This window comes from Mycobacterium sp. IDUB_17 (assembly GCF_055419465.1).
In genome coordinates this window covers 521,574-534,538 of record NZ_JBVAXS010000004.1, presented here as the reverse complement: position 1 = coordinate 534,538, position 12,965 = coordinate 521,574, and the positions used below count along the sequence as shown (strand labels likewise).

Sequence of the window (12,965 nt, the reverse complement as noted above, 5' to 3'; positions counted from 1 at the left end):
GCCGGCCCCGCGTTGCCCGGGGGTTTGCAAGGGCCTCGGGATTGATAGCGTCGCGAACCGATGACTGCAATCGCAGCGGCCGCTCCGGCCCTGGCTGACGCCGCCTTCGGGGCCGACCCCGGCCGGTGGCCGTTGCCCCCTGCAACCACCCCGCACGAGCGGTGGCTGCGGGCGGTCGCCGCCGGAGGGCAGGGGCGTTACGGCTGTGCCCTCACCGAACTCGACGCGATCCTGCGGTGCCGGGAGTCCGGTCCGCTGGTGTCGCTGGCGCACAGCACCCGGGCCTCGTTCCTTCGCCAGCTGGGTGGGCATGAGCGCGCTCGCGGCGCCGACGGTCAGGCGTGGGCTCACTGCGGCGACGATGACGAGGCTGCCGCCGACGCGCTCGTCGGGCTGGCCGCCGATGCCCTCGGGGTCGGGCGCTTCGGTGTATCGGCCCGGCTGCTCGACCGGGCGCGCGCCGTCGACACGCCCGGCGACTCACGTCAGCGGATCCGGCTGGCATGGGTGAGCGCCGAACTGGCGATGGTGCAGGGCGACGGTGCCACGGCGGTCGAACACGCCCGCCGCGGTGTGGCGGCGTCGGCCGGTCACCGTTCGACGCGCCACGCCGTGAAATCTGATGTCGTGCTCGCCGCAGCGCTGTGTAGTGCCGGCGAGGTGGACGCGGCGCGGGAGGTCGCCGACGCGGCACTGCCGGCCACCGAGAAATCTGGGTTGATCCCGCTGCGGTGGGCGGTGGCCTGCGTGCTGGCCGATATCGGGAGTGCCTCGCACGACGCCGCGCAAATCGGCCGGATCCGTGACCTCAGCGCCGATACAGTGCGTCGCAGAGGCGGGGTATGGGCCGGCGCCTAGAACCGGCACCGTCACGGTTCCGCCTGATTTGATCGTTATTGTTTAGCTGAGCCAATCGCCGCGAGTGTCGGTGCAACGTAACGCTGGAGAGATCGCCCACGATGACAAGTTCGGGAGACCGTCTCGACATTGTCGTTGCTGAGGCAGTGGCAGGTGATCGGAACGCGCTCTCGGAAGTGCTGGAGATCATTCGGCCGATCGTCGTTCGGTATGTCCGGGCGAGGGTGGGGGCGACCGAGCGCAGTGGTCTGTCAGCTGATGACGTTGCGCAGGAGGTGTGCTTGGCCGCCATAACGGCGCTGCCGCGCTACAAAGATCAGGGACGCCCGTTCCTGGCCTTTGTGTATGGCATCGCTGCGCACAAGGTTGCTGACGCGCACCGCGCGGCGGCCAGGAATCGTGCCGAGCCCACCGATGTGGTGCCCGAGCGGTTCTCCCTTGACGCGGGGCCCGAGCAGTCTGCGCTCGACACCGAATCTTCTGAACGGATGGCCAGGCTGCTGTCCGTGCTGCCCGAAAAGCAGCGCGAGATCCTGATCCTGCGTGTCGTGGTCGGCATGAGTGCCGAGGAGACCGCCGAGGCGGTCGGCAGCACCGCCGGTGCGGTGCGCGTCGCTCAGCACCGTGCCTTGGCCCGGCTGAAGAACGAGATCATGGCGACGGGGCGGGATCATGCCTGACTTCGGCCGCTGGACCTCAAACGGTGGTGATCCGTCCCTCAACGAGATCAACCGGTCCGAGAAATTCATCGAGGCCTTGTCCCTCGAGCGCCAGGTCTATGCCACCGACCGGGAGGAGGCCGAACTGGCCGTCCTGCTGGCCGGGTGGCGTGACGACGCACGGCGCACCCCGATGTCGGGCATCGCGACGCCCCGCGAGGCGGTGGCGGCGCTCGACAAGGCCACCGGGCAGGGGCGTGTGCGCATGCCGATGGCGCTGGTGGGGTCGATGGCCGCCGCGCTGCTGTGCCTCGGCGGGTTCGGCGCGGCCGTGTACGGCTCGGGCCCCGGCGACGCGCTCTACGGCGTGCGCGGACTGGTCTTCGGGTCGGCGCCGGTGACGCGCGATGTGGGCGTCGAGTTGGCGTCCAGTGAGCTCAAACAGGTTCAGCAGCTGATCGACGAAGGGCAGTGGGAGCAGGCGCAGCAGAAGCTGCAGACCCTCACCACCACGGTCGCCACCGTCGGTGACGAGCAGCGCAAGCAGGAACTCGTCGACCAGTGGCAGCAGCTGTCGGTGAAGGTGGAGAACCGCGATCCGAACGCGACCGTGCCGCCTGATGCGCCGCCGGTGGTGTTGCCTGAGGTGACCGTGACGACGACACCGTCGTCCCCGGCTGAGAGCACGTCCGAGCAGACCCCGACGACGACGCCGACAACCGGACCCTCGACTTCACCGACCGAGACCACACCCGGTTCGGAGACATCGAACCCGTCGGCGACATCGACGCCGTCGGAGACCTCGCAACCGACGACCACTGCGCCGTCGACGCCGCCGTCCTCGTCCGCGACACCGTCGCCGACGACCAGTGCCGAGCCAACGACGAGCGCGTCGGCCCCGGCGACCGCTCCGTCGTCGGCGACCTCACAGCCTTCGGCGACGCACACGACATCGGTACCGACCACCTCGGCCGCTCCGGCAGCTGAGCCACCGCCGGTGACCACCACGACCGTCGCGCCTGCGGTGGAACCCACGTCTGTGCCGTCGGCACCGCCGGTACGCGCCACGACGCCTGCGCCTGCCGAGAACGGCAGTGGCGCAGATCACGAGGGCCCGGCGGGCGGGCGAGGTGGGGGGTCGGCGTTGCCGACGGTCGAACTGCCCCTGTTGCCGGGGCTAGGCGGCAATCAGCGGTAGCCGTCGGTGTCCGAGGTGGCCTCGTTGAGGGAGGCGTCGGCGTAACCGCGGCAGTAGTCCCACGTCACGTAGGCATCAGGCTCGGGATCATAGGCCGGCTCGTGCGGGCGTACCGTGCCGTCGACAAGTAGCTGCAGCAGGTTGGCCCGCAGCATGTCCCAGTCGTGGTAGTGGTCCTGCTGGCATTCGTCGCAGCAGACGACGAGGCCACGAATTCCCTTGTGCGCCAACAACGCTTCGTACACCGCGAGATCGGCTAGATCAGCCTCGACAGCCGTCCGTTCCTGGGGGTCCAGAGGCTGGCCCGGCTCGATCGCGTCCAGCGCAGCCGACGGATCGCAAGGATCGTCGGCAAACGGATCGGGCGGCAAACCAGGGGGGAGGTGGTCACGCACGAGTCCCACACTACGCAGCCGTACTCCCATCGCGCCAGCCGTCCTGATGTGCGCCGTGAGGTGCAAGGAACGGCAACATCACTGTCAATATCCGAGCCGATAGAATCGGGTTACAAGCCCCACGCCTGCCACTGGAGGCCCCACCCATGTCGATCGCTGAAAGCAGCGTTCCCATTGCCGTACCCGTGCCGACCGGCGGCGATGATCCCACCAAGATCGCAATGCTCGGTCTCACCTTTGATGATGTGCTGCTGCTCCCGGCAGCCTCCGATGTGGTCCCGGCCACCGCTGACACCTCGAGCCAGCTGACCCGCAACATCCGTCTGCGGGTGCCGATGGTCAGCTCCGCGATGGACACTGTGACCGAATCGCGGATGGCCATCGCGATGGCCCGTGCAGGTGGCATGGGCGTACTGCACCGCAACCTGCCGGCGGCCGAACAGGCCGCCCAGGTGGAGACGGTGAAGCGGTCGGAGGCCGGCATGGTCACCGACCCGGTCACCTGTTCGCCGACCAACACCCTGGCCGAGGTCGACGCGATGTGCGCCCGGTTCCGGATCTCCGGCCTGCCGGTCGTCGACGATGCCGGCTCGCTCGTGGGGATCATCACCAACCGCGACATGCGCTTCGAGGTGGACGAGAACAAGCCCGTCGCGGAGGTGATGACCAAGCCGCCGCTGATCACCGCGCAGGAAGGCGTCTCGGCAGAGGCCGCGCTGGGCCTGCTGCGCCGTCACAAGATCGAGAAGCTGCCGATCGTCGACGGGCACGGAAAGCTGACCGGCCTGATCACGGTCAAGGATTTCGTCAAGACCGAGCAGTTCCCGTTGGCCACCAAGGACAGCGACGGCCGGCTGCTGGTCGGCGCCGCTGTCGGCGTCGGTGACGATGCGTGGGCCCGGGCCATGACGCTGGTCGACGCGGGGGTCGACGTGCTTGTCGTCGACACCGCCCACGCCCACAACCGGGGCGTGCTCGACATGGTGGCGCGCGTGAAGAAGACGGTGGGCGACCGCGTCGAGGTGATCGGCGGCAACGTCGCGACCCGCGCCGCGGCGGCCGCTCTGGTGCAGGCCGGTGCCGATGCGGTCAAGGTCGGTGTCGGCCCCGGCTCGATCTGCACCACCCGCGTGGTCGCCGGTGTCGGCGCCCCGCAGATCACCGCCATCCTGGAGGCCGTCGCGGCCTGCAAGCCCTACGGGGTTCCGGTGATCGCCGACGGCGGTCTGCAGTACTCCGGCGATATCGCCAAGGCGCTGGCCGCCGGCGCTTCGACGGCCATGCTGGGGTCGCTGCTGGCCGGCACTGCGGAGTCGCCCGGTGACCTGATCTTCGTCAACGGCAAGCAGTTCAAGAGTTACCGCGGCATGGGCTCACTGGGCGCCATGCAGGGACGCGGCGGTGGCAAGTCCTACTCCAAGGACCGCTACTTCCAGGACGATGTGCTCTCCGAGGACAAGTTGGTGCCGGAGGGTATCGAGGGCCGGGTGCCGTTCCGCGGTCCGCTGGGTTCGGTGATCCACCAGCTGACCGGCGGGTTGCGGGCAGCCATGGGCTACACCGGCTCGGGCACCATCGAGCAGCTGCAGCAGGCGCAGTTCGTCCAGATCACGGCGGCCGGGTTGAAGGAAAGCCACCCGCACGACATCACCATGACTGTCGAGGCCCCCAACTACTACACCCGCTGAATCGGTGGGGCAGGAGACTAAGAACAGTCATGCGCGACATGGTTGAGATCGGCATGGGCAGAACCGCCCGCCGTACCTATGAGCTCGACGACGTCACGATCGTGCCGTCGCGGCGCACCCGTTCGTCCAAGGACGTCTCGACGACCTGGCAACTCGATGCCTACCGCTTCGAGGTTCCGGTCGTCGCGCATCCCACCGACTCCCTGGTGTCGGTGGAGTTCGCGATCGAGATGGGTCGGCTCGGCGGGCTCGGCGTGCTCAACGGCGAGGGGCTGATCGGCCGGCACGCCGATGTCGAGGACAAGATCGCCCAGGTCCTGGACGTCGCGGCGACAGCCGACGATGATTCGGCCGCCATCCGGATGCTGCAGCAGCTGCATGCCGCACCCCTGGACCCCGAGCTCCTCGGTGCGGCGGTGACCCGCATCCGTGAGGCCGGCGTGACCACGGCCGTCCGCGTCAGCCCGCAGAACGCCCAGGCACTGACGCCGACACTGGTGGCTGCCGGGATCGACCTGCTGGTCATCCAGGGCACCATCATCTCGGCCGAACGTGTCGCATCCGACGGTGAGCCGCTGAACCTGAAGACGTTCATCTCCGAGCTCGACGTGCCCGTGGTGGCAGGCGGTGTACTCGACCATCGCACCGCACTGCACCTGATGCGTACCGGCGCGGCCGGCGTGATCGTCGGCTACGGCTCCACGGCCGGGGTCACCACGAGCGACGAGGTTCTGGGCATCAGCGTGCCGATGGCCACGGCGATCGCCGACGCGGCCGCCGCGCGCCGCGAGTACCTCGACGAGACCGGCGGACGCTACGTGCACGTGCTGGCCGACGGCGACATTCACTCCTCCGGAGACCTGGCCAAGGCGATCGCCTGCGGCGCCGACGCCGTCGTGTTGGGCACGCCGCTGGCGGTGGCCGCCGAGGCCCAGGGCGGGGGCTGGTTCTGGCCGACCGCGGCCGCGCACCCGTCGTTGCCGCGCGGTGCCCTGCTGCAGGTGGCGGTCGGGGAGCGGCCGGGCCTGGAGCAGGTGCTGACCGGGCCGTCCGATGATCCGTTCGGTTCGCTGAACCTGGTCGGTGGCCTGCGCCGGTCGATGGCCAAGGCCGGGTACTGCGATCTCAAGGAGTTCCAGAAGGTCGGCCTGACGGTCGGGTCTTAGCGCCGAGCGGGGGATCGCCTCGCCGATTTCTACACCACGGTAGTGATGGGCTCAGATCGCGACCCAGACGTAGAAATCGCCGCGGCATGACGGGACCCTTCTTTACAAGTTAGGGCTTCCTGTCTAGAAGTTACCTGGCGGTAGCGTCATACTGATCACATGAAGCCTGACTACGACGTCTTGGTGATCGGTTCGGGGTTCGGCGGCAGCGTCAGTGCGCTGCGGCTGACGGAGAAGGGCTATCGGGTCGGCGTACTCGAAGCCGGCCAGAGGTTCGCGGACGCGGACTTCGCCAAGACCTCGTGGGATCTGCGGAAGTTCCTGTGGGCTCCGCAGTTGGGCATGTACGGCATCCAGCGCATCCACCTGTTGCGCAACGTGATGATCCTGGCCGGTGCGGGTGTGGGCGGCGGATCGCTGAACTACGCCAACACCCTTTACGTGCCGCCGGCGCCGTTCTTCAACGACCCGCAGTGGAAGGACATCACCGACTGGCGGGCCGAGCTGATGCCGCATTACGACCAGGCCCAGCGGATGCTCGGCGTCGTGAAGAACCCGACCTTCACCGACGCGGACCGCATCGTCAAAGAGGTCGCCGACGATATGGGCTGCGGAGACACCTTCGTCGCCACGCCGGTGGGGGTGTTCTTCGGCCTCGATGGCGAGATGACACCGGGCAAGACCGTGCCCGACCCGTTCTTCGGCGGTGTCGGACCGGCCCGCACCGGGTGTATCGAGTGCGGGGAATGCATGACCGGTTGTCGCCACGGCGCCAAGAACACGCTCGTCAAGAACTACCTCGGGCTGGCGGAATCGGCTGGGGCGCAAGTGCATCCGATGACCACGGTGACGAGTTTCGAGCAGCGTGCCGACGGTCTGTGGGAGGTCAGCACCGTGCGTACCGGCAGCAAGCTGCGGCGCGGGCGCAAGACCTTCACCGCGACACACCTGATCCTGGCGGCCGGGACGTACAACACCCAGAAGCTGCTGTTCAAGATGCGCGATACCGGCAAGCTGAACAAGCTCTCGGCCAAACTCGGCGTGCTGACCCGCACCAACTCCGAGTCCATCGTCGGCGCCCAGACCCTCACGGTGAAACCCGGCATGGATCTGACCCACGGCGTGGCCATCACCTCCTCGGTGCATCCCACCGCCGACACTCACGTCGAGCCGGTGCGCTACGGCAAGGGCTCCAACGCGATGGGGCTGCTGCAGACGCTGATGACCGACGGCACCGGGCCGCAGGGCACCGACGTGCCCCGCTGGCGGCAGTTCCTCGAACAGGGTCGCCAGGATCCGGCCAAGCTGATCCGTCTGCTCAACCCGCAGCGGTGGAGTGAGCGCACGGTCATCGCCCTCGTGATGCAGCATCTGGACAACTCGATCACCACATTCACCAAGCGTGGGCCCGGCGGCAAGCGGGTCATGACGTCCAAACAGGGCCACGGCGAGCCGAACCCGACGTGGATCCCGGTTGGGAACGAGTTCACCAGGCGGATGGCGGAGAAGGTCGACGGGGTTGCGGGCGGCACCTGGGGCGAGCTGTTCAACATCCCGCTCACCGCGCATTTCCTGGGTGGGGCGGCCATCGGCGACAGCGCCGACCACGGTGTCATCGACCCGTATCAGCGCGTGTACAACTACCCCACGCTCTATGTCATGGACGGCGCCGCGATCTCGGCGAACCTCGGGGTGAACCCGTCGTTGTCGATCACGGCCCAAGCCGAACGCGCTGCGTCGTTGTGGCCGAACAAGGGCCAGGACGACCAGCGTCCGGAGCAGAATGAGCCGTACCGGAAACTGGCGCCGATCGCGCCCGAGCATCCCGTGGTGCCGGCCGAGGCGCCTGCCGGACTGCGGCGGCTGCCGATCGAACCCGTCAACTCGGGCGGTTAGTTCCCGCCCCGTTCCGGGTACCTAACCGTCGCCGGGCGGCGAGGTCCGGCCGGAAGGGGTGTGGCGCATGCGGAAGGCGTTCCACGACGAGTTGGCGGCACTGTCCACTCAACTCGCCGAGATGTGCGCGCTGGCGGTGAGTGCGATGCAGCGCGCCAATGCGGCCCTGCTCGACTCCGACCTGTCGTTGGCCGAGCAGGTCATCGCCGACTACGAACACATCGCCGCCTACGACTGTCGTATCGAGGAGTCGGCGTTTCGGCTGCTGGTCCTGCAGCAGCCGGTCGCCGGCGAACTGCGCGCGATCGTCGGTTCGATGCACATCGCCGCCGACCTCGACCGCATGGGAGCGCTTGCGGTGCACGTCGCCGACATCTCCCGGCTGCGCCATCCGGACTGCGCCCTGCCGGGGGAGGTGCGCGCCTGTTTTGCCGACATGGGAGACCAGGCGGTGGGCCTGGCGCGGGCCGCAGAAGAGGTGCTGGTTTCCCGCGACCCCGATGCCGCCGCACGTCTGCGCGACGAGGACGATGCCGTCGACGCCGCGCATCGACATCTATTTACTTTGCTGCTGGACCGCCCCTGGGATGACGGGGTGTGCTCGGCGGTCGACGTCGCACTGCTGGGCCGCTACTACGAGCGATTCGCCGATCATGCCGTCGAGATCGGCAAGCGGGTGATCTTCGAGGCGACCGGCGGGCGGCCGGTGCACAAGAAGCTGGCCTGAGCCGCTACCGGCCGGGAGCCGGGCTGGATTCGAGCAGCGCGGTGAACAGCTTGGTGAGCGTGTCGACATCGACAGTCCCGGGTTGCAGCACCTCCTCGGTGGCGATGCCGGAGATGATGGTGACCACCAGTTGGGCCAGTGCTGACAGTTGGTGACCGGGCAGGGCGGTACCGGCTTGTTCGACGATGTGCAGCGCTTGATCGGCGGCCGCGCGGCGGCGGGCCACCAGACGTTCGCGCAGCTCGGGATCTCGGACCGCGCGTAGCCAGTACTCGGTCAGCACGATCTGGTACTCGGTCTGATCGTGTATCGAATCCAGCGTTGACCGGCTCAATGCCGCGGCGATCGCGGCGGTGTCGCCGTGCCCACTGTCCAGAGCGGTCGCGATGAGGGCGCCGCGACTCTCGAACTGCCGGTCCAGCAGGGCCAGGAACAGCTCGTCCTTGGACTCGAAGTTGGAGTACACCGCGCCCTTGGTGAATCCCGCGGCGTGACCGATGGCGTCGATGGTGGCGCCGGCGAACCCTTCGGCCGCGAAAACCGTGAGTGCTGCATCCAGGATCCGGTCCCGCACCTCGTCGCGGGTGGGGCGGGTGCGGGTGGGTTTGACAGCCGTCATGACCAACACAATACTCGCTAGTATCGTATGGATACCGATGAGTATCGAAAGGTCGGAGATGGAAGACAACGACGACGCCGAGGACACCCGGGCGCCCGAAGCGGACGACGGGACGCCTGAGGTGGCTGAGACCGGCGACGCCCAGGACGCGCCGCAGATCATCGCGGCCGGACTGAGGGTCGACGGCGAGCACGGCCCGCTGTTCTCCGGCATCGACCTCGAGCTCACCCCGGGATTTCACGCCATCCAGATGCCCGGTGGTTGGGGCCAGACCGCGCTGCTGCTGACGCTGGCCGGACGGCTCAAACCCACCCGCGGCACCGTGACCGTCTGCGGCGAAACGGACCCACGGGCGATCCGACAACACTGCGCGATCGCGGCGTTCGCCGACATCGACGAGTTGGAGGACTCGGTCACCGTGCGGACGGTGCTCGCCGAGCAGCGCCGCTGGCTGGCCCCGTGGTATCGACGGGTTCCGATCGAGGCCGGCGAATCCGAACTGCGCGAGGTCTTCGGAGAGTTGACGCCGCCTGCAGCCGGGGCCTACATCAGCGAACTGTCCGATCTCGACCTGTTCCTGCTGAAGGTCACCCTGGCGCTTTTCTCAAATCGCCCGATCCTGGTGGTCGGCGACCTCGAACAGGTGAGGGACAACACGCGGCGGGCGATAGCGGTCGAACGACTCGGTGCCATCGCCACACAGCGCAGTGTCGTTGTCGGCGTGACCAATCCGCTCGGTGTTGAAGCCCCTGACCACGGTCTGCACGACCACCGCATCTTGACCGAAAAGGACGCATGATGCTGAATCGTCTTCGCGCAAGCGGCTCATCGGGGCTGAAGGGTCTTCGCGCAAGCGGCTCATCCCCACTCGCGGCCCTTGCCTTCGGCTCCGAGATCAAACGCTTCGGCCGCAGCCGGATGACCCGCGCCGCGATCGTGGTGCTTATGCTGCTGCCGCTGGTCTACGGCGCGTTGTACCTCTGGGCGTACTGGGACCCCTTCGGCCAGGTCGACAAGATGCCGGTGGCACTCGTCAATGCCGATCGGGGCGCGGTGGTTTCGGGACAGCACATCGATGTCGGTGCTGAGATCGCCAAGAGCCTGACCGACGATGCGAGCCTGAACTGGCACGTGGTGGATGACGACGAGGCGCGTAAAGGCGTTGACCACGGCAAGTACTACTTCATGTTGGAGCTTCCACCCGATTTCAGCGAGGCGATCGCATCGCCGCTGACCGGGAATCCCAAGCAGGCCAACCTGAATGCGGTCTATAACGACGCCAACAACTACATTTCGTCGAACATCGGCCGCACCGCGATCGATCAGGTGCTCAATGCGGTGTCGACGCGGATCTCGGGCCAGGCGGTCAACCAGGTGCTCTCGGTCGTGGTCAGCTCGGGAGCCGGGATCAAACAGGCCGCCGACGGTGCGGCCCAACTCGCCGACGGGGCAGTGAAAGTCGACGACGGCGCCGGCCAGTTGGCGGCCGGGCTGCACACGGCGCGGTCCGGTTCGGCCCAGCTTGCCACCGGTGCCAAGCAGCTGTCCGACGGGATCACCAAGGCCACCGATCCACTGGTGGCGGTGACCTCGGCGCTGTCGAAGGTCGGCGGCGACACTCAGAAACTGGAAGACGGCACCACCGCGTTGCGGCAGGCCAATGACCAGATCGGTGCCATCACCGGGGCGCAGGATTCCGCCGCGACGGCGCTGACCTCGGTGATCGATCAGCTCTCGGCCAGCCCGGATCCGATCGCCAACAATGCCGCCGGAACCCTGCGCGGGGTGGCGGATGATCTTCGGGCCCACCAATTCACCCCGCAGATCCGTCAACAGCTCACCGATGCGGAGAATGCGGCGATCTCGATGACGACGTCGCTGCGCAACCCCGGCAGCCCGCTGAACTCCGCGCTCGATCAGGTCGGCAGCAAGAACTCCGATCTCAACGCCAAGCTGAACCAGCTGCGCAGCGGAGCTCAGCAGCTGGCCTCGGGCAACGCCGAATTGGCGAGTGGCATAGCCAAACTCGACACCGGCGCCGGGCAGCTGAAATCCGGTACCACGCAGTTGCGGTCCGGATCGGCCGAGTTGGCGACCAAGCTCGCCGACGGCGCCGGCCAGGTACCCGATTGGACACCCGCGCAGAAGGAGGCGATCGCCGACACCATCGGCGGCCCGGTCCACCTGCAGAACTCGGCCGAGAACGCCGCGCCCAATTTCGGCACCGGGATGGCGCCGTTCTTCATCACCCTCGCCCTGTTCTTCGGCGCCCTCGTGCTGTGGATGGTCTTGCGGCCGTTGCAGAACCGCCCGATCGCCGCGGAGGTACTGGCGATCCGAGTGGCATTCGCCAGCTACCTGCCCGCCGCGGTGATCGGGATATTCCAGGCGATCATCCTGTATTGCGTGGTGCGGTTCGCCCTGGGCATGCAGGTGGCGCATCCGGTCGCGATGCTGGGCTTCATGATTCTGGTCTCGTGTACCTTCGTCGCCGCGACGCAGGCGATCAACGCATTCGTCGGCCCCGCGGTGGGTCGGGTGCTGCTGATGGCCCTGCTCATGCTTCAGTTGGTCAGCGCAGGCGGGATGTATCCGGTGGAAACCACGTCTCGGCCGTTCCAGGCATTCCACAACTACGATCCGATGACCTACGGCGTCAACGGATTACGTCAGCTCATCCTCGGTGGGATCGACCAGCGGCTCTGGCAGGCGATCATCACGCTGCTGGCGATCTGGGCGGGTGCCCTGACGATCTCCGCGTTGTCGGCCCGACGCAACCGGCTGTGGAACATGACCAGGCTGATGCCGGCGATCAAGATGTGAATCAGACCGCCTGGAGCAGAGCGGCATCCGCGAGCGGCCGGCTGGGCTGCCCGTGGATGTCGACGGGCACGTCACCGGAAAGCGTCACGCGGTGCATCACCCGGCGCTGGTTGTCGTAGTCGTCGACAGCGCGGTGCTGGGTGGCCCGGTTGTCCCAGATCGCGACGTCGCCGGGTGCCCAGTTCCAACGAATGGTGTTCTCCGGGACGGTGATCCGTCGCTGCAGCAACTCCAGTAGCGTCGCGGATTCGTGGCTGTCCAGGCCGAGGAAGCCGCGGGTGAAGTCGCCGGCCACCAGGGTGCGCTCGCCGGTCTCCGGATGCACCCGCACCACCGGGTGTTCGGTACGGAAATCGGGCTTCTCGAACGCGGCGCGCATCTGCTGTTGTTCGTCGGTGAGCGTGGCAACGGGTGCCGCTGCGTAATCGAAGCGGTTGCTGTGTAGGGCCCAGAGATTTTCGGTGAGGCGCTTGAGTGGCTCGGGCAGCGCGTCGTAGGCCGCCGCGGTCGATGCCCACAGGGTGGATCCGCCGTATTCGGGCAGTGTCACCGCGCGCAGGATCGAGATGGCGGGGTAGTCGGGGACGAACGTGACGTCGGTGTGCCAGCGGGTGGCCTTGGCGTACTCGGAGTCGAGCGGGGTGATGATCGGGGCATCCGCCTGCTTGAGTGCGTGGTGGCCGACAGGCTTGCCCAGCAGCCGTGCGAAGGCGTGGTGCTCCTCATCGGTGAGGTGGTGCTGGCCGCCGAAGAAGATCACCTTGTGCTCCAGCAGCGCGCGCCGGATCTCGGCGACCGTGCTCTTGTCTAGATCCCCGCCCAGCTGGACCCCGTCGATACGGGCGCCGATACGGCTGCCGAGCTTCTTGACGGTGAGGGGAGTGGTGGTGGAAGCGGTCATCGGATCAGTCCTTTGCGCTGGTGGGAACAACTGTA

Annotated in this window: 12 protein-coding genes; 9 read left to right on the top strand and 3 right to left on the bottom strand. The window is 67.5% G+C overall.

The window, feature by feature from the left end; genetic code table 11:
* Window positions 1–60 precede the first annotated feature (60 nt).
* From ACZYZ7_RS20120 to ACZYZ7_RS20110, 3 genes are all read left to right on the top strand, one after another.
* Complete coding sequence (locus tag ACZYZ7_RS20120; RefSeq protein WP_463741607.1) at window positions 61–858, top strand: hypothetical protein; 798 nt, start codon at window positions 61–63, stop codon at window positions 856–858.
* A 101-nt stretch (window positions 859–959) separates the two neighbouring features.
* Window positions 960–1,538, top strand: a complete 579-nt coding sequence (locus ACZYZ7_RS20115; RefSeq protein ID WP_135453036.1) for a sigma-70 family RNA polymerase sigma factor — start codon at window positions 960–962, stop codon at window positions 1,536–1,538.
* Window positions 1,531–2,715: an anti-sigma-D factor RsdA gene (locus ACZYZ7_RS20110; protein WP_463741606.1), complete on the top strand. Its 1,185-nt coding sequence runs from the start codon at window positions 1,531–1,533 to the stop codon at window positions 2,713–2,715. The genes ACZYZ7_RS20115 and ACZYZ7_RS20110 overlap by 8 nt, the downstream gene beginning before the upstream one ends.
* On the opposite strand, the gene ACZYZ7_RS20105 is transcribed toward ACZYZ7_RS20110, so the two are convergent.
* Window positions 2,706–3,110, bottom strand: a complete 405-nt coding sequence (locus ACZYZ7_RS20105) for a DUF5319 domain-containing protein (protein ID WP_003882245.1) — start codon at window positions 3,108–3,110, stop codon at window positions 2,706–2,708. The two genes, ACZYZ7_RS20110 and ACZYZ7_RS20105, sit on opposite strands and share 10 nt — an antisense overlap.
* 146 nt (window positions 3,111–3,256) lie before the next feature.
* On the opposite strand from ACZYZ7_RS20105, the gene guaB reads away from it, so the two are divergent.
* The 4 genes from guaB to phoU all read left to right on the top strand — a co-directional run bounded on the left by guaB (window position 3,257) and on the right by phoU (window position 8,587).
* Window positions 3,257–4,798, top strand: a complete 1,542-nt coding sequence (guaB, locus tag ACZYZ7_RS20100) for an IMP dehydrogenase (protein ID WP_135453038.1) — start codon at window positions 3,257–3,259, stop codon at window positions 4,796–4,798.
* A gap of 38 nt (window positions 4,799–4,836) precedes the next feature.
* Window positions 4,837–5,964 (top strand): GuaB3 family IMP dehydrogenase-related protein, encoded by a 1,128-nt coding sequence (locus tag ACZYZ7_RS20095; protein WP_210115633.1) that lies wholly within the window; start codon window positions 4,837–4,839, stop codon window positions 5,962–5,964.
* 159 nt (window positions 5,965–6,123) lie between these two features.
* Window positions 6,124–7,860, top strand: a complete 1,737-nt coding sequence (locus tag ACZYZ7_RS20090) for a GMC oxidoreductase (RefSeq protein ID WP_463741605.1) — start codon at window positions 6,124–6,126, stop codon at window positions 7,858–7,860.
* Window positions 7,861–7,927: 67 nt separating this feature from the next.
* On the top strand, window positions 7,928–8,587 hold the full coding sequence (gene phoU / locus ACZYZ7_RS20085) for a phosphate signaling complex protein PhoU (protein WP_463741604.1): 660 nt from the start codon (window positions 7,928–7,930) through the stop codon (window positions 8,585–8,587).
* A gap of 4 nt (window positions 8,588–8,591) precedes the next feature.
* Here phoU and ACZYZ7_RS20080 read toward each other — a convergent pair whose 3' ends face one another.
* On the bottom strand, window positions 8,592–9,206 hold the full coding sequence (locus ACZYZ7_RS20080) for a TetR/AcrR family transcriptional regulator (RefSeq protein WP_463741603.1): 615 nt from the start codon (window positions 9,204–9,206) through the stop codon (window positions 8,592–8,594).
* A 37-nt stretch (window positions 9,207–9,243) separates the two neighbouring features.
* Between ACZYZ7_RS20080 and ACZYZ7_RS20075 the strand changes: the two genes are divergently transcribed.
* Together ACZYZ7_RS20075 and ACZYZ7_RS20070 are read left to right on the top strand one after the other, a co-directional pair.
* Complete coding sequence (locus tag ACZYZ7_RS20075) at window positions 9,244–10,005, top strand: hypothetical protein (RefSeq protein ID WP_463741602.1); 762 nt, start codon at window positions 9,244–9,246, stop codon at window positions 10,003–10,005.
* A complete protein-coding gene (locus tag ACZYZ7_RS20070) occupies window positions 10,005–12,029 on the top strand; it encodes a YhgE/Pip family protein (protein ID WP_463741601.1) in 2,025 nt (674 codons plus the stop codon). Before ACZYZ7_RS20075 ends, ACZYZ7_RS20070 begins: the two co-directional genes overlap by 1 nt.
* A 1-nt stretch (window position 12,030) precedes the next feature.
* Here the strand turns inward: ACZYZ7_RS20070 and ACZYZ7_RS20065 are convergent, their stop codons facing one another.
* Window positions 12,031–12,930, bottom strand: coding sequence for a TauD/TfdA dioxygenase family protein (locus ACZYZ7_RS20065; RefSeq protein WP_463741600.1), 900 nt, complete (start codon window positions 12,928–12,930; stop codon window positions 12,031–12,033).
* Between the last annotated feature and the right edge of the window lie 35 nt (window positions 12,931–12,965).